This window comes from Stenotrophomonas sp. SY1 (assembly GCF_021202945.1).
In the GTDB taxonomy this organism is placed as follows: Bacteria; Pseudomonadota; Gammaproteobacteria; order Xanthomonadales; family Xanthomonadaceae; genus Stenotrophomonas.
The window spans coordinates 1,144,024-1,168,105 of sequence record NZ_JAJOYR010000001.1 but is presented as its reverse complement, the minus strand read 5'-3'; the positions used below and the strand labels follow the sequence as shown (position 1 = coordinate 1,168,105).

The following is a 24,082-nucleotide window of genomic DNA, read 5'->3' as shown; positions in this document are numbered from 1 at the left end:
GCTCATTGCATTCACCGCTGCCTGATCCAATGCCCAATCCCCCAAGCCAACGCGAGCAGCTGCGCGCCGCTGTCAGCCGCCAGCCTTCCGATTTCATCGCCTGGGTGATGCTCGCCGATGCGGAACTCGGCGAAGGCGATGTCGGCGCCGGTGAAGCCGCCGCACGCCGCGCACTGCAATTGCACCCCGAGCATCCCGAGGCCCTCGCCCGCCTCGGGCGTGCCCACTGGATGCAGGGCCGTTACGACGAAGCGGCTACCGCGCTGCAACGCGCCTGCCAACTCGCCCCGCAACATCCGGGCATGGCGTTGTGGCTTGGTCATGTACTGGAAGACGCCAACCAACCCGAGGCCGCCGCCGAGGCCTATCGCCGCGCCCATGCACTGGCACCGGGCGAGGCCTACATGGCTGCGCAGCGCCTGAACTGGCAACGCCGCCTGTGTGACTGGCGCGATCTGGACAGCCTGTCTCGGCAAGTGCGCAGCGCGGTGGCCCAAGGCAATCCGGCAGTAGAGCCATTTGCCTTCCTCAGCGAGGACGCCAGTGCAGCCGAACAACTGGCGTGTGCGCGACAACGCGCGCAGGTATTGGCGCAGGCTATCCCGCAGCTGCCCCCCAGCGCAGTGCGGCAGAACGGGCCGTTGCGTGTTGGCTTCCTCTCCAACGGATTCGGCGCCCATCCCACCGGACTGCTGACCGTGGCGCTGTTCGAGCAGCTGCGTGCGCACCCGCAGTTGCAGATACATCTGTTCGCCCTCAACCGCTACGACAACAGCCGTATCCGGCAACGCCTGCACGATGCCGCGCACACCTTGCACGACGTGGAAGGGCAGCCGCACTCCAGCATCGCCAATCGCATCCGCGAAGCCGGCATCGACATCCTGTTCGACCTGCGCGGCTGGGGCGGTGGTGGCACGCCCGAAGTACTGGCCATGCGGCCGGCGCCGGTGCAGATCAACTGGCTGGCGTATCCGGGCACGTCCGGTGCGCCCTGGATCGATCATGTGCTGGCCGATGACTTCGTGCTGCCCGCCCGGCTGGAACCGGCATTCAGTGAAAACGTGCTGCGCCTGCCGCGCGCCTTCCAGCCTTCGGACAACACCCGCGTGGTGGAGCAACCTCCATCACGAAGTGATTGCGGCCTGCCCGAACAGGGCGTGGTGCTGTGCTGCTTCAACAACAGCTACAAGCTCAACCCGCGCAGCGTGGACCGGCTGCTGCAGGTCCTCAAGGGTGTGCCCGGCAGCGTGTTGTGGCTGCTGTCCGGCCCCGGCAAGGCCGATGAACGGTTGCGCGAAGTGGCCCGCCAACAGGGCGTGGAGCCGACGCGACTGGTGTTCATGCGCAAGCTGCCGCATCCGCAGTACCTGGCCCGTTACCGCCATGCCGATCTGTTCCTGGACACACATCCGTACAACGCGCACACCACCGCATCGGATGCGCTGTGGGCCGGTTGCCCGGTGCTGACCGCTCCCGGCGAAACCTTCGCCGCGCGCGTGGCCGGCAGCCTCAACCACCATCTGGGCCTGGCGCAGATGAACGTAGCCGACGATCGCGCCTTCGTTGCAACCGCCATCGCACTCGGCAACGACCCCATGGCGTTGCAGGCGCTGCGCCGCAAGCTTGCCGAAGCGCGCGAAAACACCAGTCTGTTCGACATGCGCGGCTTTGCCCAGGACCTGGCCACGCTGCTGCAACAGCTGGCCCGCGAACAGGGCTGGCAAGGCGCTGACGCCGTCTGACACATCACTGCGCTAGGCTCGCCATTTCCGGACCAGGAGCAACCATGGCCAAGCTCAAGCGCAAGGAATACGAACAGCTGCTGGAACCCATGCAGCTGGAACTGGCCAACATGGCGCGCTGGGCCCAGCACTGCGGGCAGCGCGTGCTGGCGATATTTGAAGGCCGCGACACTGCCGGCAAGGGTGGCGTGATCCAGGACGTGGCCAAGCATCTCAATCCGCGTCAATGCCGTGTCGTCGCCCTGCCCAAGCCGACCGAGCGCGAGAACACGCAATGGTATTTCCAGCGCCATATCGCCCACCTGCCTGCGGCCGGCGAGATCGTGCTGATGGACCGCAGCTGGTACAACCGCGCCGGCGTTGAGAAAGTGATGGGCTATTGCAGCGACACGCAGTACCAGGCGTTCCTCCAGCAGGCGCCGGTCTTCGAGAAGCTGCTGGTCGATGACGGCATCCTGCTGTTCAAGTACTGGCTGTGCGTGGACCAGCAACAGCAGGAAAAGCGTTTTGCCGAACGCCGCGAAGATCCACTCAAGGGCTGGAAACTGTCGCCGGTGGACCTGCAATCACGCCTGGCATACGCCGATTACACCCAGGCCCGCGAAGCCATGTTGCAGGCCACCCACACGCTGCATGCCCCGTGGACGCTGGTGGATTTCAATGACCAGAAACGCGGACGCCTGACCCTGATCCGCGACCTGCTCGACCGCCTGCCCGATACCCGCGTGGACGAGCCCCTGGTTGAACTGCCGCCGCTGAAGGGCAAGCCAAAGAAGGAAACCTACGGCGCGGTGAAGCCGATTCCCCAGATTGCGACCGATGCCGGGTGAATATTGCGGCGCGGGGAAATAGACGCCTTCTCGTGCGGTGGATGCCAGGCAACCTTGCCGATCAATCCACAACCGTCAGCCTTACCTGCGCGCCGTCCGGCAGGTGGGCGATCTGCTTGGCCAAGCTGCCCGAAGCGGCGATGAGCTCCTGCAGTGCTATCACCGCCAGGTTGTCCTCGCCGTAGGCACCTCCCAGTACACCGGGAACCTTCAGGCAGTAACAGTGGCCAGGCGCTGGCCGGCCAAGTTGCTGCTCGGCAAGCTGCACCAGTCCAGCCATGTGCCAGTCCTGCAGGAATTCCTGCTCACGCGACAGCGCATCCAGTGCCGCGCGGTCTTCGGCAACTGGCCGGCAGTAAAGATCCTCCGGGCACAGCCGCCAGTAGCTGCCGTCATGGTCCTTGATCATCAGGTTACCGAAGGGGTTCTCGCCCACCACCTGATCCGGTTGCAGGCCGGTCCAGCCCCAGGCCTGCCGGATACGCTCGATCAACTCCATGCGTCGTGCAGCCTGCTCAGACCGCCTTGCCACCGGCGGCGCTGATCGCCTGTTCGATGTCATGGGCATTGACCGGCCCGAGGAACTGCTTGGCGATCTTGCCGTCCGGTGCGATCAGGTAGGTCATCGGCAAACCGCGCGGCGTGGCGAAATCCTTGGGCGGGGCGTAGGTGTCGATGATGGCGATCGGATACGCCACCGGGTGTTCCTTCAGGAACGCCTGCATCTCGTCCAGCTCGATGTCCTCGTAGGCCAGCCCCAGCACTTCGACATTGCCGCGCATGGCGTGCAGGGCCGACAACTCCGGCATTTCCTGCAGGCATGGTGCGCACCAGGTCGCCCAGAAGTTGACCACCACCCACTGACCGCGATGGGTGGCCAGGTCGTAGGCCGCTCCATCCACCGTCTGCACCTGCAACTGCGGCACCTCTGCCGTCTGCGGCACGACTTCGGTAGCCGGCGCGGCCGGCGTGGTGGCCTGCGGCGTCGGCGTCGGCGTGGCCGGGTCGGGTGCAGCAGTCGGCGCCTGCGGTTTGCAGCCAGCCAGCGTCAGCGCCAGCAGCGCAAGGAGAAACAAACTGCGATTCATCGGTGTTCTCCGGTATCTGCGTAGATGTCGTCCACGGGGCGCTTGAGCAGCGCGCGCAATGGCACGCGCAGCTCGTCCAGCGCGCGGCAGGCAGCCTGTCCCAGGCTGTCGTCACGGAACGGCAGGTATTCCTCGGCTACGGGGATGCGCAGCTGGGTGCTTTCGTACAACTCGTGAAGGGTGATGCGGTTCAGGTCGCGGGCCAGCAGCCATTGGCCCTGCTCATCGCGACGCAGCAACTTGATGCATTCCATCTGCTCGAGCAGCTGTTGCAGCAGCGAATCGGTGAGCATCGGCTCCAACGCCAGTATCTGCTCCTCGTCCAACCCCTGCCCTTGCTGCCGCGCCTGGCGGAAGCGGCCGAGCAGGCGCAGCAGCCCGTACAGCTCGCTGCCCTGCGGCAAGCGCAGTGCTGCCGGCTGGTAACGGAAGGCTGCAATCGACGAGGCCAGCGAAGCCCCCAGCAGCACCGATACCCAACCCAGGTAGATCCACAGCAACAGGATCGGCACGAACGCCACCGTGCCATACAACTTCTGATAGGACTGGAAGCTGCCCAGATAAAGGCCCATACCCCACTTCACCAGCTCCAGCATCAGCACTGCCAGCAGCGCGCCCGGAATGGCGTGGTGCCACTTCACTGTGTGGTGCGGGACCACGCGGTAGATCAGCACCACGCTTGCGAACTCGATCACCACCGGTGCCAGGCGCAGGCCCAGATCGGCCAGCCAACGGCCTTCGGTGGTGCCGAACAACGGCAGCGACAACACCTTGGCCGAGACCGCAAGCGATGCGGCCGCCATCAGCGCCCCCAAGGTCAGCACGGTCCAATAAACCAGGAAACGGGTCAGTTGGGGGCGCGCCGAGGCCACCCGCCAAATGCGGTTGAAGGTCTGCTCGACGCTGTTGAGGGTGATCAGCAACGACACCACCAACGCAATGAAACCGGCAGCCGTCAGCTGCCCGGCACTGGCCGAGAACTGGCGCAGATAGCCCTCGGCAGCGCGCGCGGCCGACGGCACGAAGTTGGAGAACACAAAGTTGCTCAGCGCCTCGCTCCAGCGGTCGAACATCGGGAATGCCGACAGCACCCCGAACACCACGATCGCCAATGGCACCAGCGCAAACACGGTGGTGTAAGCCAGTGAACCGGCGGCCTGGAACAGGCGGTCATCCAGGAAGCGGCACCACAGGAAGCGCGCGAAGCTGATGTTCCGCGCCCTGTCGCGCAGGCGCTCCATCCATAGATTGAGTGTGTCCAGTGGTTCCATGCGGCAAGGGTACCCGATACAAAGCGCGGCCCGCATCGCCGATACTGCGGGCTCCTGCGTGATGAATGGATGGTGTGATGGCGGAAATTCTGGTGCTGTACTACAGCCGTGGCGGCTCGGTGGCCCGGCTGGCCCGGCAGATCGCGCGTGGCATTGGCGAGGTGCCCGGCATGAGCGCCCGCCTGCGCACGGTGCCGCCGGTGGCCGCCGTCACCCAGACCAGCGCCCCGCCGGTGCCCGAGGACGGCGCGCCCTACGTGGAGATCGCCGACTTGGCCGAATGCGATGGCATCGTGCTCGGCAGCCCCACCCGGTTCGGCAACATGGCCGCGCCGGTCAAGCACTTCCTCGATGGCCTGGGCGCGGAATGGGTGAACGGTACGCTGGCCGGCAAGCCGGCGGCGGTGTTCACCTCCACCGCCTCGATGCACGGCGGCCAGGAGTCGACGCTGCTGTCGATGCAGGTGCCACTGCTGCACCACGGTTGCCTGATCGTCGGCATCCCGTTCACCGAGCCGGCGTTGAGCCACACCACCACCGGCGGCACACCCTATGGCGCCAGCCATGTGGCCGGCGCGCAGGACGACCCACAGCCCAGTGACGACGAGGCGCACCTGGCACGCGTGCTGGGCCGGCGCGTGGCCGACATCGCCCGGCGCCTGGCGCAATGACTCCCCCCAGCCGCCTGCGTGACGGCGTACTGGCCTTGGCGCTGCTGCTGCTGGCCGCGCTTTACGGCTGGTGGTTCCGTGGCGACCGCCATCTGGCCGCGGTGCTGCTGGTGTTCGTGGTCCCGCCACTGCTGTTGCTGGCCGGGGTGATCGCACGACGTGCGGCGGCACGGTTCTGGGCCGGGGTGCTGGCCCTGTTCTGGTTCAGCCACGGCGTGATGAGCGCCTGGGCCCATCGCGAAGCTGCCTTGTATGCGTGGCTGGAGATTGGCCTGTCGTTGCTGATCATCGGCCTGGTCAGCGTGCCCGGGGTGCGGGCGCGGTTTGCCCGCAAGCAGGCCCGGTAGCGGCGAGCCCTGCTCGACCGATCTTGCGTGTAGAGCCGGGCCATGCTCGGCTGAAGCCCTCCCGCTGACGCCCGCGCCGAGCCCGGCTCGGTGCTACCGCATTGGGGCCGCGCGCGGCTCGGTGCCACGGGCCTTGGATTATCATGCGCAGCATCGCGGCACGGCGCCGCACGCAGTCACCGCAAGGATTTACCGCAATGATGGAAGAACTCCTGGTCGTCACCACCGGCGGCACGATCGACAAGATCTACTTCGACGACAAGTCCGACTACCAGATCGGCGATCCGCAGATCGGCATGATCCTGCGCGAGCTGGGCGTCACCTTCCGCTTCAACGTCATTCCGATCCTGCGCAAGGATTCGCTGCACATCAGCGATGACGACCGCGAGCTGATCCGCGCCACCATCGCCGCCCAGCCCACCCGCCACGTGCTGGTCACCCACGGCACCGATTCGATGGTCGCCACCGGCAAGGTGCTGCAGACCATTCCCGGCAAGACCATCGTGATGACCGGCGCGCTCAGCCCGGCCCGCTTCCGCGGCTCCGATGCCGAGTTCAACATCGGCTGTGCGATCGGCGCAGTGCAGTCGTTGCCGGCGGGCGTGTACATCGCCATGAACGGCCGCATCTGGGACCCGACCAAGGTGCGCAAGAACGTGGATGCGAACCGCTTCGAGGCGGTCTGAGTGGCCAAGGGCACCCGCGCCAACGCTGCCTTGGACAAGGCCGGGATCGCCCACGGCGTGCACGCCTACGACTACTCCGCCGACGTGGACAGCAAGGGCCTGGCGGCGGCGCAGGCACTGGGCATCGCCCCGGCGCGGATGTTCAAGACGCTGATGGCATGGGTCGACAAGCAGCCGGTGATCGCGGTGATTCCCAGCGACCAGCGGCTGTCACTGAAGAAACTTGCCGCACAGTGCGGCGGCAAGCACGCGCAGATGATGGAAGTGGCCGAAGCCGAGCGTCGCAGTGGCTACAAGGTGGGCGGCATCAGTCCGTTCGCCCAGCAGCGCCCTGCAAACGTGCTGTTCGCCGAGCAGGTGCAGCAGCACACCGCCGTCTACATCAATGCCGGCCAGCGCGGCCTGCTGCTGGATATCGCCCCGGCCGATGCGCTGAGGTTTCTGCAGGCGTCCCCGGCCGACATCTGCGAAGACTGAGCCCACGCACCGGCCCGCTTGTGCATCTGGCTCGATAAAAAAGGCCCCGGCGGTGCCGGGGCCCATACATCATGCGCGTTGAGGACGGCGCCGCTGCGGGCGCCGTCGTTGCCACCGGATCAGAACGTGATCGACCAGCGGTTGATCCTGCCGGCATCACCACTGGCCTTGTCGTTCACCCGAAGCTTCCAGGTGCCGTTGAGGGCTTCGCTGGACAGGTTCACGTTGAAGGTCTGCTTGATGTCGTCGGCGCTGCCGCCGGCGTAGTTGCTCAGCACATATACGCTGCCGTCCGGCGCCACCAGGTCCACCTTCAGGTCACCCTTCCAGGTGTGGCTGATGTCCACCGCCACCGGCGTCGAGGCGGGCGCATTGCCGCTGCGCCCGGACACGCTGATCGCGCTTTCCACCGTGGCGTTGTCGACGATGTTCACCGCCGTGGCATTGCTGTAGGTCTGCGCACCGCCACTGCCGCCGCCAGTGCTCCAGCTGGCCTGCAGGGTCACCCCCGAATAGGCCGCGTAGGCGTTGAGCATCACGTGGTAGGTGCCAGCCGTCGGCGTGGCGAACGTGCAGCTTTCCGCATTGCCACTCTTGTACGGCCGGCAATCATAGATGGAGGTGGTCGGCTGGCTGCCGGCACGCACGTACAGGTCGGCATCTCCGCTGCCACCGGAGCTGGCGATCACCAGGTTGCTGGCACCGGCAGGTACCTGCACGGTGTAGTACTGGCTGCTCCCGGCGGCGCCGGACTGGCCGGTCAACGGCACGCCGTTGCCAAGCACCGTGCCACCCGGGTTCGGCGTGGTCCCGCCATTGACCGCATCCACCACCGCCTTGGCATTGAGGATGCCCGGGCCGATGGACTGCGATGGGGTCGACGGGAACGCGGTCACGTTGGCCTTGATCAGCGCCTCCACCTGGGCCGGCGTCTTCGGCGTGGTGGCCACCGCCTGGATCAGCGCCACCACGCCGGCCACGTGCGGGGTGGCCATCGAGGTGCCGTTGTAGGCCGCGTAGGTTTCCGTGCCAGGTGTGGTGCTGCCGGTGTTGAGCGTGGACAGGATGTTCGAGCCCGGCGCGGCGATGTCGATCAGCGCGCCGTAATTGGAGAAGCTCGAACGCGCGCCGGTGCTGGTGATCGAGGCCACCGCGATGACGTTGTTGCAGTTGGCCGGCGAGGCGTTGGACACGTTGACGTTGTCGTTGCCGGCGGCGATGACCAGGGCGGTGCCGCGGCCGACCGCGCTGTTGATCGCGCTCTGAGTGGTGGTACCACAGGCACCGGAGCCGCCGAGGCTGAGATTGATCACCTCGGCCGGATTGGCATTGGCCGGCACGCCGGACACCGTGCCACCCGAGGCCCAGACGATGGCATCGGCGATGTCCGAGTCATAGCCACCGCAGGTGCCGAGCACGCGGACCGGCACGATCTTGGCGCCATAGGCCACACCCGCCACGCCCTTGGCATTGTTGGTCACCGCGGCGATGGTGCCGGCGACATGGGTGCCGTGCCAGCTCGAACCCTGTGCGGCATGGGTGCCCCCGCACTGGTTGGCGCTGACCCAGTCGCCCGGATCGCTGGGGTCATTGTCGCGACCACCGCCATCGTTGGAAACGCTGGTGTCGTTGATGAAGTCGTAACCCGGCAACAGGTTGGCGCTGAGGTCGCTGTGGTTGGTGATGCCGGTATCGAGCACCGCCACCACCGAGCCGGCTCCGTTGGTCACATCCCAGGCCTGGTTGGCCTTGATGCCGTAGGTGCCGGAATAGCCCCACTGCTCGCTGTAGCGCGTGTCATTGGGCGTCAGGCGGACCGTGTTGAGGCGATCGACCTCCACGTACTCCACGTTCGGATCGGCCGCCAACTTGCGCATCAGCGTCTCGGCATCGACACGGTCGAGCCGGGCGTCGGCGCGGATCACGTCCGCCCCCACCGCCAGCCGGCGCAGGTGCTCCACGCCCACGCTCTTGCCACCACGCAACGGCAATGCGCGCGCCGCCGAGCCCAGCGTCCTCTGCAGTGCCGCCTCGCCGGCGAGCTGCCGGCTGTCCTGCCTGTACTTGACGATGAAGCGCTGGTACGTGGGCGCGCTGTCCAAGCCGGCCAGGTGGACATCACCGGCAAAGGCCGGCGTACACAACAACAGGGAGGACAACGACACCGTGCCTGCTACAACCAACCCACGGCCAAGCCTACGGTCTGATTTGCGTGACATTGATGAGCCCTTCTGCATGAGGATGCCGCGTTGCGCGGCCAAGGTCCTGCCCGGGCTCCAGACATCGGTGGGGAAGCGTGTATTGCCCGGGTAGGACTACCCGGACCAGTCCCCTGTAACCGATCCGTCGGCCGAGAGTAAACGCCGGATAAACCCCTGCCAAGAGGGTTGCAGACGAAACCATCCCCCACGCCACTGCCATAAGTGACTGTTTCACAAAGAAAGTGTGATGAGACTCCCGAATCCGGGCAATGAAAAACCCGCCCGGGCACAGGTCCCGGGCGGGTTTGGGCAGTCCCGCAGAGCGGATCAGGCCAGACGCACCAACCAGCCGTGGCGATCCGGCAGGCGGCCGTACTGGATGTCGGTCAGTTCCTTGCGCAGCGACATGGTCACTTCGCCAGCCGGCGCACCCAGGTCGCCCACTTCAAAGCCTTCGCCCTTGAGCTGGCCGATCGGGGTGATGACTGCGGCGGTGCCGCAGGCGAACACTTCGGTGATGTCACCGGAAGCCACGCCCTGCTTCCACTCGTCGATGGACACCTTGCGCTCTTCCACGGTCATGCCGCGGTCGCGCGCCAGCTGCAGGATCGACTCGCGGGTGATGCCTTCCAGGATGCTGCCCGACAGTGCCGGGGTGACCAGCGTGTTGGTCTTGCCGTAGACCAGGAACACGTTCATGCCGCCCAGTTCTTCCAGGTACTTGCCCTCGACCGGGTCCAGGAACAGTACCTGCGAGCAGCCCTTGGCCTGCGCCTGCTGCTGCGGCAGCAGCGAGGCGGCGTAGTTGCCACCGCACTTGGCCGCACCGGTACCGCCCTTGGCCGCACGTGCGTAATCGGTGGACAGCCAGATCGCCACCGGCGCCACGCCCTTGGCGAAGTACGGGCCGGCCGGGCTGGCGATCACGTAGTAGGTGGCCTTGTGCGCGCCGCGCACGCCGAGGAACGCTTCGTCGCCGATCATGAACGGACGGAAGTACAGGCTGGCTTCGTCGGCATCGGACACCCAGTCCTTGTCGACGGCGGTGATCTGCTTGAGCGACTCGACGAAGATTTCCACCGGCAGTTCCGGCAGCGCCAGGCGACGGGCCGAGCGCTGCAGGCGCGCACCGTTGGCTTCCGGACGGAAGGTCCAGATCGAACCATCGGCGTGGCGATAGGCCTTGATGCCCTCAAAGATTTCCTGACCGTAATGCAGCACGGCGGCGGCCGGGTCCAGCGAGATCGGGCCGTACGGCGTTACCGCCGCATCGTGCCAGCCAGTGTCCTTGTCCCAGCGTACTGCCACCATGTGGTCGGTGAAGTACAGGCCGAAGCCCGGCTTCTCCAGGATCGTGGCGCGCTCCGAAGCGCTGCGCGGGTTGGCCGAACGGGTGACAGCAAAGCTCAGGGAAGACTGGGACACCGGGTAATTCCTTGCAGATTGCGGGATGGGCACCGGTGCGGATATCGCCACCGGTTGAACACGAGCCGGCCAACCACTCCCTGCAAGGCCGGGCGTGCGCCCGGGCCGCAGGAAAAGCCAACCGTTACAGCATGCCAGTTTCCAGGCGCGCCGCTTCGGACATCATATGGCGCCCCCACGGCGGATCGAAGACCAGATCGACGTCGGCCTGGGCCACCGTCGGAATCATTTCCAGCTTGCTGCGCACGTCATCGACCAGTATCTCGCCCATGCCGCAGCCAGGTGCGGTCAGCGTCATCTTGACGTCCACCTCGCGCTGGCCATCGTCCAGGTGCTTGATATCCACTTCGTAGATCAGCCCCAAGTCAACGATGTTGAACGGGATTTCCGGGTCGAAGCAGGTCCGCAGCTGCTGCCAGACCAGCTTTTCCACGTCCTCGTCGCCAGCGTCGTCAGGCAGTTCCAGTCCCGGCGGCGGCTCCTTGCCGATCGCATCGCCGTCCTTGCCGGCAATACGGAACAGGTTGCCTTCGACAAACACCGTGTAGCTGCCGCCCAGTGCCTGGGTGATGTAACCGTAGCTGCCAGCGGGCAGGGTCACGCTGTCGCCCTGCGGCACCATCACGGCCGGGCAATCACGTTCGAAATGGACGGGTTCACTGCTGCGCGAATACATGCAAATCAATATGGGGACGCGGGTGCTGCCCGCAAGGTGCGACATTTTATCCGACTGGGCACCCTGCCCGCTGAAGGGCTATGCTGCCGGACCCCTCCTGGAATGCCCATGTCCTCCGTTTCCCCGCCTGCGCGTTCCTCTCGCCACTGGCTGTGGCCCATGTTGTTGTTGCTGGGAAGCATCACTGTTGCCGTGGCCTGGTTGCTGGCGGCACTGACCACCGGCACACAGGCCGGCTGGATGGCGGTACTGGCGGCCCTGGAAGCGGCGTGGATGTTGCGGCTGGGTGGTTTCCGGGCCGGACCGGCGCGGGTTGCGGTGGCGATCATCGCCATGCTGCTGATCGCGCTCGCGGCCAACTGGGGCATTGCCGCGGCCTATATCGGTGGCCCGATGGGGCTCACACCGTGGGAATCTGCGTTGCGTATGGGGCCACATCTGGCCTGGACCCTGCTGACCCTGGCCAACGGCCTGGGTGAAGCCCTGTGGCTGGCCATCGCCGCCGTGGTTGCCTGGCGCGCGGCACGCTGAATCTCTCAACGTAATATTTGTTACGGATTATTTCACCCCTGGAGAGATGAAATGTCAGTTTTGGCACATCTTTCCGTGCCTGGCTGGCACATCCCGCAAGGTTAATAATTCGTAATTTCACGACTCCCCTGCCTGCATCACACACCGCGGAGTCAAATGTGAGTATTCAGCCACTGAGTCACGCCATTCGCCGTGCCCTGCTGCCGATGTCTACCGCAGCACTGGCGCTGGGAGCCGTAACAAGCGTCCAAGCCCAGGACACCCCACCCAAGCAAGAGGAAGCCACCAACCTGGATCGCATCCAGGTGACCGGCTCGCGCATCAAGCGCGCCGACCTGGAAACCTCCAGCCCCGTTTTCACCATCGACCGCCAGAACATCGAGAGTTCCGGCGCGGCGACGGTGGGTGAGTTCCTGCAGCGCACCCCGGCCATTGCCGGCGCGGCTACCAACCCGCAGGTCAACAACGGCGGCGGCGCGGGTGCGGCGACAGTCGATCTGCGCGGCCTGGGCGTGAACCGCTCGCTGGTGCTGGTCGATGGCAAGCGCTGGATCGGCACCATCTCCAATGCCAATGGCGCGGTGGACGTGAACTCGATCCCCATGGCACTGATCGAGCGCGTCGAAGTGCTGAAGGACGGCGCCTCGGCCATTTACGGCTCCGACGCCATCGGCGGCGTGGTCAACTTCATCCTGCGCAAGGACTTCGAGGGGGTCGAAGCCAGCGCGTTCTACGGCATCTCCTCGCGCGGCGACGCCGATACCCAGCGCTTTGACGCGACCTTTGGCCTGCATGGCGACAAGGGCCGGTTGATGCTCGGCGCCAGCTACGACAAGGAAGATTCGGTCAGCGCCGCCGACCGCAGCTACTCCAGCCAGCCCTACCAGCTGTACGCCGGCGAGAAGGGCATCGGCGGCACCAGCCGCATCCTGACCGGCCGCTATGTGGTGCCGCGCGCTTCGGCAACCGGCGTGGACCTGACCGATCCCAACTGCGGCAGCGGCGCCAACGTCACGCTGACCCGCATCGATGGCCGCCCCGGTTCGTCGCAATCGGATTTCCGCTGCTTCAATCCCGCCACCGACGTCTACAACTTCCAGGCCGACGGCAACCTCAACCTCACGCCGCAGGAACGCACGGCGTTGTTCATGAGCGGCAACTACCAGCTCACCGACAACATCGAGGCGTTCATCCTCGGCTCGTGGCTGCGCACCGAGTCCTCGTTCTTCATCGCGCCGCTGCCGTTCGACGGTCGCGCGACGGTGGACGATGTCCCGATCAGCAAGGACAGCATCTACAACCCGTTCGGCGTGGACATCACCGACGCGCGACTGCGCCTGCGTGACTTCATTCCCACCCGTACCACCCGCTTCGAAACCGAGACCTACCAGATCACCGGCGGCCTGCGTGGCGTATTCGGTGACAGCACCTGGAGTTGGGATGCCTCCTATGGCTATGGCCGCACGCCGCAGTCCTCGACGGTGCGTGGTTACCTCTACAGCCCCGGCCTGACCGATGCACTGGGCCCGTCGATGATCGACCCGGCCACCGGCAGCCCGATCTGCGTGCGCACGCCGGGCAACGCTGCCACTGCGATTGCCGGCTGTCTGCCGGTCAACTTCCTTGGCCCGGCGCCGGACCCCAACACTCCGGCAGGACAGGCACAGCTGGCCGCACTGGACCTGATCAACCCGACCATCCACAGCAGCAATGAGAACGACCTGAAGGTCTTCAACGCCAACGTTACCGGCGACCTCTTCAGCCTGCCGGCTGGCGCGGTGTCCCTGGCCGTCGGTGCCGAACGTCGCATCGAATCGGCCAGCTCCAGCAGCGACTTCCTGACCATCATTCCGCCGGGTGAAACGGTCTGCCTCATCACCCAGGAAGCCTGTACGTTCGGCGACATCAACGGCAAGTTCGATGTCAACGAAATCTATGCCGAAGCGCTGATCCCGCTGTTGGCCGATGCACCGTTCGCCGAGAAGCTCAATGTGTCGCTCGGCACGCGCTACTCGGACTACTCCAACTTCGGCGGCACCACCAACTCCAAGATCGGCGTGGAATGGAAGCCGTTCGCCGACCTGCTGGTACGTGCCACCTACGCCGACGTGTTCCGTGCGCCGACCATCGGTGATCTGTACGCCCCCACGGTACCCAGCGCCAGTACCTATACCGACCCCTGCAACGGCTACACCGGTGGCAATCCCACCGCCTGCGCCGGTGTGCCCACGGACGGCTCCTTCCGCCAGAGCAACAACCAGGTCACCTCGTTCCAGGTCGCCAATCCCGACCTGCAGCCGGAAGAAGGCGATGTGCTGACCTACGGCTTCGTCTACAGCCCGAGCTACCTGGAAGGCTTCAGCGTCACCGCCGACTACTGGCGCGTGAAGCTGGACCAGTTCATCACCAACCTGCCGGAGAACGTGCTGCTCAACCAGTGCTTCAACTTCGGCCGCTTCTGCGACACCTTCATCCGCGACGACGCCGGCGATGTGGCGCAGATGACCAACATCACCGGCAACTTCGGTTCGCTCAAGACCTCGGGCATGGACCTGGGCTTCCGCTACCTGTTCCCGGAAGGTGCATGGGGCAAGTTCAGCTGGAACCTGGACACCACCTACCTGGCCGAGTACGAGGTGCAGCTGCTGGCCGGCGACCCGAGCAGCAACGTCGGCGCCTTCCCGGGCATTCCGGGCAGCACCGGCCTGGCCGGCACGTTCGTGGACAACGCGTCCTCCGGCTTCGGCAACATGGCCCGTTGGCGCGCGCTCAATGACATCAGCTGGTCGCGCGGCAACCTCAGCGCCAGCCTGACCACGCGCTACGTGCACCACGTGTACGAAGCACCGGACGTGGCCGATGTCACCGAGCCAGGTTACGTGGCCAGGCGCCGGGTGCCGTCCTTCACCCAGACCGACCTGCAGGTCGGCTACCGCTTCGAGGACCTGAACAACAGTTCCATCCAGATCGGCGTGCGCAACCTTACTGACCGCCAGCCGCCGTTGATCTATTCTGGCTTCAACGCCTCGACGGACATGCGGACCTACGATGCAATCGGCCGTTACTACTGGATGCGCTGGACTGCCCGCTTCTGATCCATCGGCAACACCGGCATCCGCCGCGGCGCAAGCCGCGGCGGATGTTCATGGCAGCGACCTGCGTCACTACATCCGCACCTACGACAACAGCCTGCCGCCGGAGTTGTGCGCCAAGCTGATCGACTCATTCAACACACTCTCCCGTTTCCAGCAGCGCAATGGCCGCGGCGTGCGCGCCGGGCTGGATGAAAGCGCCTGGACCGAGCTGGACATCAGCCGGCTGTCCGATGCCGCGTTCCTGTCATTCTTCCGGCAGCTGATCAGCCAGGCACTGCAGCGTTACAACAGCGATGTCGGCCTGCCGCTGGCCATCCCCGACAGCCCGCTGCTGAGCCCGTTGATCCTCAAGCGTTACCGCGCCGGTGACGAGGAGAAGTTCCAGACCCACTTCGACTCCATCAACGAAGTGTGCGATCGCTACCTGGTCTTCCTCTGGTACCTCAACGATGTCGGCAGCGGCGGGCAGACCTGGTTCCCCGGCCTGCAGACGGGCGTTGCGCCGCGTGCCGGACGGCTGCTGATGTTTCCGCCCTACTGGATGTACGCGCACCAGGGGCAACCATCGCCCGAACAGGACAAGTACATCCTGTCCACCTACCTGCGCTTCCCGCAGCCTCAATCAAGCCGATAGCCGTAACGCGTCACCCAGGGCGCAAGCACGTCCAGCGCGGCCTGGCTGAAATGTGCGCGGTAGCGCTCCCAGCGCCCCACCGCGGCCGCATTCACCGGCTTGACCACCTGCGCGTAGCTGGGCGTGTTGATCCGCCGGCTGCGCGCTGCCGAGGCATGGTGTGAAGCCAGCTGCTCCGGTTCGACCGTCAACGAAAGGAATACCATCAATGCTTCCAGTTGTGCCGGCACGTCCTGCACCAGGTCCTCGTAACGCAGCACATGCACGCGCGCCGGCGCGCGTTGCCGCTGCTCGTCCCACCACTGCATCACCGCTGCGTAGGTGCGGGCGGTGGATTCCAATGAGGCAAATGCCAGTGCACCGCCGTTGATGCCGAATGCCTGCATGTGGCAGCTCAGCACACAATCGCAGGGATGGCGCAGCAGCAACAACCAATCGGCACGGGGAAACATGCGCGCCACGTAAGGCAGCCGGGTCATCGTCAGCGGGTACTTGTCGACCAGCCTGCCGCGCGGTTGCAGATGGCGCCCTACTTCCTGCCAGTACTTCTGTCGTGCCTGTTGCACCTGCGCGGGAGCAAGCCGCTCCAGCGAGGCATCCAGATCGTCATCCTGCCAATCCTGCCGCGAACGCAGCTGCTCGATCATCACCTCCAGCGCCGGTCGTTCGTCCAGGACATCCAACTGCCGATGACCATCGAGCATGCGTTCCAGCAATGTCGTGCCGGAGCGCGGAAAGCCCACCAGGAACACCGGATCGTCCGGCAGCGCATCCGCTACGGGCGTCTGCCAATACGCCGGCATCGGCTTATGCAGGCGCTGCTGCAGCCAGCCCAGCACCGGTGCCGATGCCTGCGCGGGGCTGCGCTGGCCGAATGCTTCGGCCGCAGCAGAGTGTGCGCGCGCCAACGCCTGCATCGCCGCATCGACCTGCGCTTGCTGGTCGTGGCACTTGGCCAGTTCGAACTGAAGCTGCGCCTGCATTGCCGATGTCATGGGCAGGGCCAGCGCCGCGCTCAACTCCGCCACCGCAGCCGATGCTTCGCCCTGCCTGCGCAGCACACGTGCCGCACACAACGCTCGCATCGGCGTTGTGGATTGATGCGCTACCGCTGCCAAGGCATCCGCCGCGTCCTCCACCCGATTCAGCCGTTCAAGCAGCAGAGCCAGCTGGATGCGCAGCTCATCATCCGGCGCGGTTTCCAGCAACCGTCGATACAACAGCAAGGCAGCCTCATCCCTGCCCGCCTGCGCCAGCAACCAGGCCAGTGCGCGCTGTTGCTGCTGGTCCAACGCGTCGGCATCCAGTCCTTGCAGGCACTGCGCCAGATCGTCGAAACGCTCCAGTTCCGACAGGCATTGCGCATGGGCCAGACGGACGTCAGGCGCGTCCGGCTCGCGTTCAAATGCGGCCTTCAGCAGAACCTGCGCATCAACGTAATTCCCGTTACCCAACAGGGTCAGGCCATGGCCGAGCAGATAGGCCACCTCATCGCCCGCACCCAATGTGCGCGCATGCCCGAATGCAGCATCGGCACCTTCCAGATCAGCACATTCCAGGCAGGCGTTGCCCAGGTTGATCCACGCCTCTGCCGACTGCGGCTGCAGCTGCGTAGCCCGCTGCAACAGATCACGCGCTTCGGATGCGCGACCCTGCTGCGCGAGTGTCATTGCAAGCACCTGCAGCGCCGGGACAAATTCCGGCGTATCGGCAAGCAATTGCCGGGCCAGTCGTTCGGTGTTTTCCCATTGCCCCAGCTGAAAGCACTCAAGCACCTGCTCGAAGTGAACCGGCATTACTCACACCCTCTTCATCAGTTACACAAGAAAGCAGCTGCGCTGCGTGCAAATTCGCAACCACTGCCTATCCAAATGCAAATCCGGGTACGTCGTATGCAACCGCACGCACGCAGCATAGGGCTATCCGGACCCCTGGCAACTCTCTCCCAGGTCAGACCTTCCTCAGCCCTAGAAGCAACGGGGCAAGCGGGGCCAACTCCGGATCTGCCCGGCTTGCCCGGGCTTCTTTTTTCACGCACTTTTCCCCTAATCTATCGCCACATTTCAGCGCGCCACCGGCGACTGAAATAAGCATTACAGCCCCATGCCGTCACGATGTCAGCGAGCTGCTTTTCAATGCTGCTGCGTTCCCGTTTTCCTGCTGTTTCATCGCACCGCCGGCACACGCCCGCAACGGAGACGAAGTGAAGATCCAGCATCACTACATCCATGGTCCGCAGTCGCATGAGGTGCCAGCGCGCGAGAGTGGGAACGTCCATGTCGTGGTAGGCAGCGGGCGCGGCACGCGCCTGATGTTGCCACTGGGCTGGATCAGCGTGACGCTGGTGATGCAGGGCATGCTTGAGCTTGGTTGCGGTGACATGTGCTGGCATCTGGCATCGCGCCATTTCCAGGTCTGGCTCGATGGCGGGTTGCAGCACATCAGCCGCAATCCCTGCTGGTGGTTATGCGTGGCGGCACCGGCGCAGTTGTGGCGCGAGTTGCCCGGCAAGCTGGCTGGCGATGCCAGTCTGATTCCACGCGAAGCCGGTTACTCACCGGAACTAGGCCGCCCACTGGTGCATCTTGCGCGCACGCGCTGGTTTGCCGATGGCAATGACACCGCGGCGGTAACCGACAGCCTGACCTGGCTGCGCGACACACTGCTGAGCCAGCAGCAGGCAATGCATCAGCAGTTGCATCGCTGCAGTGGTCGCACCGCACTGCGTCGCCACCAGACGCTGTTGCGGCTGTTGCGTGTGCAGCACCTGATCCGCTGCAACATCGACGACCGCCTGGACCTCACCCGTCTGGCAGCGATCGCCAACTACTCGCCCACCCATCTGATCCGCGTCTATCGCGATGTGTTTGGCGAAACGCCCAGCGAATATGCGGCGCGTCTGCGCCATCAACGCGCCTGGGAACTGGTATGCACGACTGATCTGTCGGTCTGTGAAATCGCCGAATCACTGGGCTTTGAAAGTGAAAGCGCGTTCTGCCGGGCGTTCCGGCATGCATTCGGCTGCACCACAACCGAGGTGCGTCGCCAGTGTCCGCTGCTGGCCTCCCCACCGCCTGCCCCGGCACGCGCGCCGGCTCAGCTGATGGAAAGCATCAGCTGAGCATGGCAACAACGACAGGCCTCAGTGCCCGCCGTCCAGTGCCTTCAACTCGCTGACCAGCGCACTGGCCGCCTCGGCACCGTCGCCGTACAGCATGCGCGTGTTGTCGGCATAGAACAGCGCGTTTTCGATGCCGGCAAAACCGGTACCCTTGCCGCGCTTGATGACGATGGTGTTCTTCGAATTGACCACGTCCAGGATCGGCATGCCGTAGATCGGGCTGGTCGGGTCGGTCTTGGCCACCGGGTTGACCACGTCGTTGGCACCGATCACCAGCGACACATCGGTGGTGGCGAATTCGGGATTGATGTCGTCCATGTCGGCGATCAGGTCGTAGGGCACACCGGCCTCGGCCAACAGTACGTTCATGTGCCCCGGCATGCGCCCGGCCACCGGGTGGATGGCGAACTTCACCTTCACCCCACGCTCGATCAGCCGTTGTGCCAGCTCCCATATCTTGTGCTGGGCCTGCGCCACCGCCATGCCGTAGCCGGGCACGATCACCACGCGCTCGGCGAAGGCCATCATCGCGGCCACGTCGGCCGCTTCGATCGGCTTCTGCGTACCACTGATTTCCGCGCCCTGGCCACCTCCACCGAAGTTGGAGAACAGCACGCCACTGATCGGGCGGTTCATCGCCTTGGCCATCAGGCGGGTAAGCAGGATGCCGGCCGCGCCGACCATCATGCCGGCGATGATCAGCGCCTCGTTGCCCAGCACGTAACCCTCGAACGCCACGGCCAGGCCGGTGAAGGCGTTGTACAGCGAAATCACCACCGGCATGTCGGCGCCGCCGATGGGCAAGGTCATCAACACGCCCAGTGCCAGCGCCACCACGAAGAAACTGATGATCGCCAGCGGTTGCAGGCTCACCGCCGCCCATACACCGAGCACCACCATCGCCACGGCGACCAGCAGGTTGAACACCTGCTGCCCCGGGAAGGTGACCCGCTTGTCCAGGCGACCATCAAGTTTTGCCCAGGCAATGATCGAGCCGGACAGCGACACCGCACCAATCGCCGAGCCGACCACCGCCAATGCCAGCACCGTCGCCGAAGGCTGCCGCGCGGCCAGTTCAGCGATGGCCTGTGCGCTCCAGTGACTGGTATCGCGACCGGCCACATCGGAGAAGCGCAGCAGTTCCACCGCACCGATGGCCGCGGCCGAACCGCCGCCCATGCCGTTGTACAGCGCCACCATCTGCGGCATGTCGGTGATGGCTACCTTCTTGGCGGACACCCACGCCAGCCCGGTACCCAGCACCAGCGCCACCAGGATCAGCGCGATGTTGTGCAGCCCCGGAAGGAAGAACGTGGCCACGGTGGCGATCAACATGCCCAACCCGGCCCAGTGAATGCCGCTGCGCGCGGTCTTCGGCGAGGCCATCCGTTGCAGTCCCAGCAGGAACAACGTGGCCGCCACCAGGTAACCCGTCTTCACCAACAGCAACATGCTCATGCGCTCGCCTCCGAGACAACGCGGTCTTCCGTGCCCACCTGCTTGTCCAGGCGATGATGCTCACGCATCTCGATGGCCGTCTTCAGCAGGCCGACCATGCCCAGGCCAAAGGCCACCATGCCCAGCGAAAGCTGTGAAAGCGCGGTGGAATCGGCCAATGCCGTGCCAAGCAGGCCCAGCACGATCGACAGCAGCGCCTGCAATGCCAGCAGCCACAGCACCAACAAACCCTTGCGCGGGTCTTCCCACGTTTTCCGCGACACCTTGTTCTGGGTCTTGGTCGGGTCCTGCAGCGAGGACATGCCAATGCCTACGCCGGCATACAGCAATGCATTGTTGTAGGCGTCGAGCATGCCCTGCATGCGGTGGAACAAGGGCCACAGCGCGAAGCCCAGGGCCACCAGCAACGCCGGGTATTGCAGGTAACTGAGCCACTGGAAAACCTGCCGCGCATCGAAGTGATGTGCATCGGAAGCGGGTGCCATCGCGGTCATTTCCCCTTCCCTTCCGGCTTCTTTGAGCTCTTGAACATCTCCAGCATGCGCTCGGTGACGACATAGCCGCCGGCGGCATTGCCCGCCCCCAGTGCGACGGCGATGAAGCCGATGGCCTTTTCCAGCGTGGTGTCGGCGTGACCCAGCACCACCATCGCGCCAATCAGCACGATGCCGTGGATGAAATTTGAACCGGACATCAACGGCGTGTGCAGGATCACCGGCACCCGCGAGATGATCACGTGGCCGGCGATCGCCGCCAGCATGAAGATATACAACGCTACGAACCCATCGCTCATTGCTGTGCTCTCCGAGGCTGGAACCGCCCGTGCGGCATCATAACCATGCCGGGAAAGCCGATGCGACCGTTGCGGTGTCAACCAATCCGGCCCTCGCGCGTTAACACCCCCAGTACCGACCGGAGCGCTACCCTGTGCTGGTGACCAGCCCGCCCCTGATGCCCACTGCGACACCGGCCTCGCTGGAAGCCTTCCTGGCGGGCATCGGCCCGCGCGCGTTCCGCTTCGCTGAAGCCGGCCTGCGCCAGCGCGATGACGCACTGGACGCGGTACAGGACGCCATGGAGCGCATGCTCGGCTACCGCGACCAGCCGGCCGAGGAATGGACGCCCCTGTTCTGGAGCATCCTGCGCCGGCGCATCATCGACCTGCAGCGCCGCCGCAGCTTCCGCCTGAAATTCTGGGCACCACAGGAAGAGCAGGACCAGGACAGCGCCATCGACTGGGCCGACGACAGCGCAGGCCCGGCCCAGCAGCACGAACAGCGCGAAACCTACGCGCGGCTGGTGCAGGCGCTGCGGCAACTGCCGGCACGCCAGCGCGAAGCCTTCAGCCTGCGCGTGCTGCAGGAACTGGACGTGGCCACCACCGCCAAGGCCATGGGCTGTTCGGAAGGCTCGGTCAAAACCCACCTGTCGCGCGCGCGCGACGCATTGCAGAAACAACTGGAGGCCACGCGGTGAACCGCCTGCCCACAACCACACACGAACACTGCGACCATGCGCTGAGGCAGTTGCAGCAGCACGCCGAAGGCGCGCTCTCGCCCGCCACGCTGAGCCGGCTGCGACAGGCGCGCCAGCAGGCCAGTGCGACCGGCACCGCATCCTCGCCTTGGCGACGCCGTGGCTGGTGGCTGGCAACGGCCTGTTCGGCGGTGCTGGCCGTCACCGTGGCGCTGCGTTTCAACACCGCTGCGCCACCGGCTGTGCCCACCACAACGGCCGCCATGGCCGAGGACACGACCACCGATGACACGTTGCTGTTCGACGAAAGCCCCGAGCTGTACCTGTGGCTGGGTTCGGACGGCGCCCTGGCGATGGAATGAAGACCATGAAGATCCTGACACCCCGCCTGCTCCTGCCGCTGCTGTTGTTCTGTGCCAGCGCACCGGCCATGGCCGAACAACCGCTGCCCGAGTGGGACCAGCTCACCCCGGCCCAGCGCGAGACCCTGATCGCGCCGATGCGCGATCGCTGGAACGCCGCGCCCGAACGCCGCCAGCGCGCATATGAGCATGCACGCAGCTGGCAGCAGATGACGCCGGAGCAACGCGAGCAGGCCCGGCGCGGCATGCATCGCTTCGAGCACATGGCACCGCAGCAGCGTCGTGAAGCACAGGCGTTGTTCGCCAGGATGCGTGGCATGGACAAGGATCAGCGCCAACAGCTGCGCGAGCAGTGGCAGAAGATGACCCCGGAGCAGCGTCGGCAATGGGTGGAAGCGAATCCACCGCCGCCCCGCGCAGAGCGCTGAATCCCAAAGCGCCCTCATCCGGTGCTGCGCACCACCTTCTCCCGCGAGCGGGAGAAGGGAGGCTTGGGTTCACCGGCTGACGAGCAGATTTCTGGAATCCCCGCCCCTTTGGTGGACTCCCCCTTCTTGGACATAACGGGAGAAGGGAAGGCTGTGTGAGCGTTGGGCTCGCCGGCTGACGAGCAGGTCCCTGGAATCCCCCACCCGTTGCAGGAATGCCAATCCCTTCTCCCGTCTGCGGAGTGAGGGCTTGTTGCTTACGAGCCACTGGCTCGTACAAGACCGAACGCCCAGCGCGCTGCGCTGGGCGGGGGCGCGAAGCGAGGTGCCTCGAAGGGGCGGATGAGACGAGCATCTGGCTTCTGGCTTACGACCTCAGCCAGAGCACATCTCACACCGGCGGAATTTCCCCGCCGGCCGGACGCGCCGGCCACACCGTCTTGCTCAGCAGCTCGTCATTCCAATCGAACTTCAACCCGCCGTCCTTCAGGAACAACGCAACGAAGTTGTAGACGTTGCGCGCATACATCTCACTGGCATGCACCGCGCCCATGCTGGCCAGATCCAGCGGACCGGCAACGGTCACGCCGCCGACGTCCAGCGTCTCACCCGGCCGGGTGGCTTCGCAGTTGCCGCCGGTTTCCGCGGCCAGGTCCACGATCACACTGCCCGGGCGCATGCCGTCCACCATCGATGCGGTGATGATCTTCGGCGCCGGGCGTCCGGGCACGGCGGCAGTGCAGATCACCACGTCCACGCCTTTCAGATGTTCGGCCAGGCGTCGCTGCTGCTCGGCACGCTCCTCTTCGGTGAGCTGCCTCGCATAGCCACCCTCGCCTGCCGCGCTGACGCCCAGGTCCAGGAACTTGCCGCCCAGGGATTCGATCTGTTCGCGGGTTTCCGGGCGCACGTCGAAGCCTTCCACCTGCGCGCCCAGGCGCTTGGCGGTGGCCACAGCCTGCAGGCCAGCCACGCCAGCCCCAACCACGAGCACCTTGGACGGGCGGATGGTGCCGGCGGCGGTGGTCAGCATCGGGAAGAAGCGCGGTGCCAGTTGTGCGGCGATCAGCGTGGCCTTGTAACCAGCCATGCCGGCCTGCGAACTGAGCACGTCCATCGCCTGCGCGCGCGTGGTGCGCGGCAGCCGTTCCAGCGGAAAACTCTGTACCTGCCGGCCCTGCAATGCCGCCGCGCGCGCTGGTTCGGCCTGCGGATTCAACATACCCACCAGCACCGCACCGGGTTTGAAACCTTCAATGACCGCCGGCGAAGGCGGCTGCACGCACAGCAGCAGATCCGCCTCGGCCAGCGAAGCATCCAGCTGCGCGCCAGCGTCCAGATACGCTTGATCGGTAAACCCGGCCGAGCTGCCGGCGCCGGGTTGTACGTGCACGCTGGCGCCTGCGGCCAGCAGCTTCTTCACCGTTTCCGGCGTGGCAGCCACGCGACGTTCGCCGCTGGCGGCTTCCTTCAACACCCGTACATCAACGGCCATTCCTGTCACCGATGCGCTGTGGATAATCCGGCCTGATCGTAGCAAGCCTTCAGCCCACGCGGCAGGCC

General features: G+C 65.4%; 23 protein-coding genes and 2 pseudogenes. 13 read left to right on the top strand and 12 right to left on the bottom strand.

The genetic code is table 11. The features are described from left to right. Positions 1-29: 29 nt before the first annotated feature. On the top strand, positions 30-1,742 hold the full coding sequence (locus tag LR961_RS04735; protein WP_232147283.1) for a tetratricopeptide repeat protein: 1,713 nt from the start codon (positions 30-32) through the stop codon (positions 1,740-1,742). Between the two features lie 44 nt (positions 1,743-1,786). Next, entirely contained in the window at positions 1,787-2,572 is a 786-nt protein-coding gene (ppk2, locus tag LR961_RS04730; RefSeq protein WP_232147282.1) for a polyphosphate kinase 2, read from the top strand. Between the two features lie 61 nt (positions 2,573-2,633). Here the strand turns inward: ppk2 and LR961_RS04725 are convergent, their stop codons facing one another. The 3 genes from LR961_RS04725 to LR961_RS04715 are packed head-to-tail and all read right to left on the bottom strand — an operon-like array spanning position 2,634 to position 4,931. Then, entirely contained in the window at positions 2,634-3,071 is a 438-nt protein-coding gene (locus LR961_RS04725; RefSeq protein ID WP_232147281.1) for a T6SS immunity protein Tdi1 domain-containing protein, read from the bottom strand. Positions 3,072-3,087: 16 nt separating this feature from the next. Further along, positions 3,088-3,660 (bottom strand): TlpA disulfide reductase family protein, encoded by a 573-nt coding sequence (locus LR961_RS04720; protein WP_232147280.1) that lies wholly within the window; start codon positions 3,658-3,660, stop codon positions 3,088-3,090. Beyond that, the gene (locus LR961_RS04715) at positions 3,657-4,931 is read right to left on the bottom strand and encodes a YihY family inner membrane protein (RefSeq protein ID WP_232147279.1); all 1,275 of its coding nucleotides are present in this window, start codon (positions 4,929-4,931) and stop codon (positions 3,657-3,659) included. The genes LR961_RS04720 and LR961_RS04715 overlap by 4 nt, the downstream gene beginning before the upstream one ends. 77 nt (positions 4,932-5,008) lie before the next feature. On the opposite strand from LR961_RS04715, the gene wrbA reads away from it, so the two are divergent. The 4 genes from wrbA to ybaK all read left to right on the top strand — a co-directional run bounded on the left by wrbA (position 5,009) and on the right by ybaK (position 7,112). Further along, positions 5,009-5,602 carry an NAD(P)H:quinone oxidoreductase gene (gene wrbA, locus LR961_RS04710; RefSeq protein WP_232147278.1) on the top strand — a complete coding sequence of 198 codons (594 nt, stop codon included), beginning with the start codon at positions 5,009-5,011 and terminating at the stop codon, positions 5,600-5,602. Beyond that, positions 5,599-5,949: a DUF2069 domain-containing protein gene (locus tag LR961_RS04705; protein ID WP_232147277.1), complete on the top strand. Its 351-nt coding sequence runs from the start codon at positions 5,599-5,601 to the stop codon at positions 5,947-5,949. The genes wrbA and LR961_RS04705 overlap by 4 nt, the downstream gene beginning before the upstream one ends. A 200-nt stretch (positions 5,950-6,149) precedes the next feature. Beyond that, a complete protein-coding gene (locus LR961_RS04700) occupies positions 6,150-6,635 on the top strand; it encodes an asparaginase domain-containing protein (protein WP_232149200.1) in 486 nt (161 codons plus the stop codon). After that, a complete protein-coding gene (gene ybaK, locus LR961_RS04695) occupies positions 6,636-7,112 on the top strand; it encodes a Cys-tRNA(Pro) deacylase (RefSeq protein WP_232147276.1) in 477 nt (158 codons plus the stop codon). 119 nt (positions 7,113-7,231) lie between these two features. Here ybaK and LR961_RS19315 read toward each other — a convergent pair. From LR961_RS19315 to sufT, 4 genes and pseudogenes are all read right to left on the bottom strand, one after another. Next, a pseudogene (locus tag LR961_RS19315) lies at positions 7,232-7,453 on the bottom strand (proprotein convertase P-domain-containing protein); the annotation flags it as partial. 144 nt (positions 7,454-7,597) lie between these two features. Further along, positions 7,598-9,331, bottom strand: a pseudogene (locus LR961_RS04685) (S8 family peptidase); the annotation flags it as partial. A 309-nt stretch (positions 9,332-9,640) separates the two neighbouring features. Then, positions 9,641-10,738, bottom strand: coding sequence for a branched-chain amino acid aminotransferase (locus LR961_RS04680; RefSeq protein ID WP_232147275.1), 1,098 nt, complete (start codon positions 10,736-10,738; stop codon positions 9,641-9,643). Positions 10,739-10,862: 124 nt separating this feature from the next. Then, positions 10,863-11,414: a putative Fe-S cluster assembly protein SufT gene (gene sufT, locus LR961_RS04675; protein ID WP_057628710.1), complete on the bottom strand. Its 552-nt coding sequence runs from the start codon at positions 11,412-11,414 to the stop codon at positions 10,863-10,865. A gap of 102 nt (positions 11,415-11,516) precedes the next feature. Here sufT and LR961_RS04670 point away from each other — a divergent pair, with 102 nt between their 5' ends. The 3 genes from LR961_RS04670 (at position 11,517) to LR961_RS04660 (ending at position 15,674) form a co-directional block, all read left to right on the top strand. Then, positions 11,517-11,945 carry a hypothetical protein gene (locus tag LR961_RS04670; RefSeq protein WP_232147274.1) on the top strand — a complete coding sequence of 143 codons (429 nt, stop codon included), beginning with the start codon at positions 11,517-11,519 and terminating at the stop codon, positions 11,943-11,945. A gap of 158 nt (positions 11,946-12,103) precedes the next feature. Then, positions 12,104-15,040 (top strand): TonB-dependent receptor, encoded by a 2,937-nt coding sequence (locus LR961_RS04665; RefSeq protein ID WP_232147273.1) that lies wholly within the window; start codon positions 12,104-12,106, stop codon positions 15,038-15,040. Next, positions 14,994-15,674, top strand: a complete 681-nt coding sequence (locus LR961_RS04660) for a 2OG-Fe(II) oxygenase (protein WP_232147272.1) — start codon at positions 14,994-14,996, stop codon at positions 15,672-15,674. The genes LR961_RS04665 and LR961_RS04660 overlap by 47 nt, the downstream gene beginning before the upstream one ends. On the opposite strand, the gene LR961_RS04655 is transcribed toward LR961_RS04660, so the two are convergent. After that, positions 15,659-17,470, bottom strand: a complete 1,812-nt coding sequence (locus LR961_RS04655; RefSeq protein WP_232147271.1) for a sulfotransferase — start codon at positions 17,468-17,470, stop codon at positions 15,659-15,661. The two genes, LR961_RS04660 and LR961_RS04655, sit on opposite strands and share 16 nt — an antisense overlap. Before the next feature lie 407 nt (positions 17,471-17,877). On the opposite strand from LR961_RS04655, the gene LR961_RS19310 reads away from it, so the two are divergent. Beyond that, on the top strand, positions 17,878-18,795 hold the full coding sequence (locus LR961_RS19310) for a helix-turn-helix domain-containing protein (protein ID WP_232147270.1): 918 nt from the start codon (positions 17,878-17,880) through the stop codon (positions 18,793-18,795). Positions 18,796-18,816: 21 nt separating this feature from the next. Here LR961_RS19310 and LR961_RS04645 read toward each other — a convergent pair whose 3' ends face one another. The 3 genes from LR961_RS04645 to LR961_RS04635 are packed head-to-tail and all read right to left on the bottom strand — an operon-like array spanning position 18,817 to position 21,046. After that, positions 18,817-20,253 carry an NAD(P)(+) transhydrogenase (Re/Si-specific) subunit beta gene (locus LR961_RS04645; protein WP_232147269.1) on the bottom strand — a complete coding sequence of 479 codons (1,437 nt, stop codon included), beginning with the start codon at positions 20,251-20,253 and terminating at the stop codon, positions 18,817-18,819. After that, positions 20,250-20,747, bottom strand: a complete 498-nt coding sequence (locus tag LR961_RS04640) for a hypothetical protein (RefSeq protein WP_232147268.1) — start codon at positions 20,745-20,747, stop codon at positions 20,250-20,252. Before LR961_RS04640 ends, LR961_RS04645 begins: the two co-directional genes overlap by 4 nt. Beyond that, entirely contained in the window at positions 20,744-21,046 is a 303-nt protein-coding gene (locus LR961_RS04635; RefSeq protein WP_055772039.1) for an NAD(P) transhydrogenase subunit alpha, read from the bottom strand. The genes LR961_RS04640 and LR961_RS04635 overlap by 4 nt, the downstream gene beginning before the upstream one ends. A 158-nt stretch (positions 21,047-21,204) precedes the next feature. Between LR961_RS04635 and LR961_RS04630 the strand changes: the two genes are divergently transcribed. From LR961_RS04630 to LR961_RS04620, 3 genes are read left to right on the top strand one after another with little or no spacing between them, the layout of a single operon-like run. Then, a complete protein-coding gene (locus LR961_RS04630) occupies positions 21,205-21,729 on the top strand; it encodes an RNA polymerase sigma factor (protein WP_232149198.1) in 525 nt (174 codons plus the stop codon). A 41-nt stretch (positions 21,730-21,770) separates the two neighbouring features. Beyond that, the gene (locus LR961_RS04625) at positions 21,771-22,091 is read left to right on the top strand and encodes a hypothetical protein (RefSeq protein ID WP_232149197.1); all 321 of its coding nucleotides are present in this window, start codon (positions 21,771-21,773) and stop codon (positions 22,089-22,091) included. Further along, positions 22,088-22,519 carry a DUF3106 domain-containing protein gene (locus LR961_RS04620; RefSeq protein WP_232147267.1) on the top strand — a complete coding sequence of 144 codons (432 nt, stop codon included), beginning with the start codon at positions 22,088-22,090 and terminating at the stop codon, positions 22,517-22,519. The genes LR961_RS04625 and LR961_RS04620 overlap by 4 nt, the downstream gene beginning before the upstream one ends. A 391-nt stretch (positions 22,520-22,910) precedes the next feature. Here the strand turns inward: LR961_RS04620 and LR961_RS04615 are convergent, their stop codons facing one another. Beyond that, positions 22,911-24,014 carry an NAD(P) transhydrogenase subunit alpha gene (locus LR961_RS04615; protein ID WP_232147266.1) on the bottom strand — a complete coding sequence of 368 codons (1,104 nt, stop codon included), beginning with the start codon at positions 24,012-24,014 and terminating at the stop codon, positions 22,911-22,913. Between the last annotated feature and the right edge of the window lie 68 nt (positions 24,015-24,082).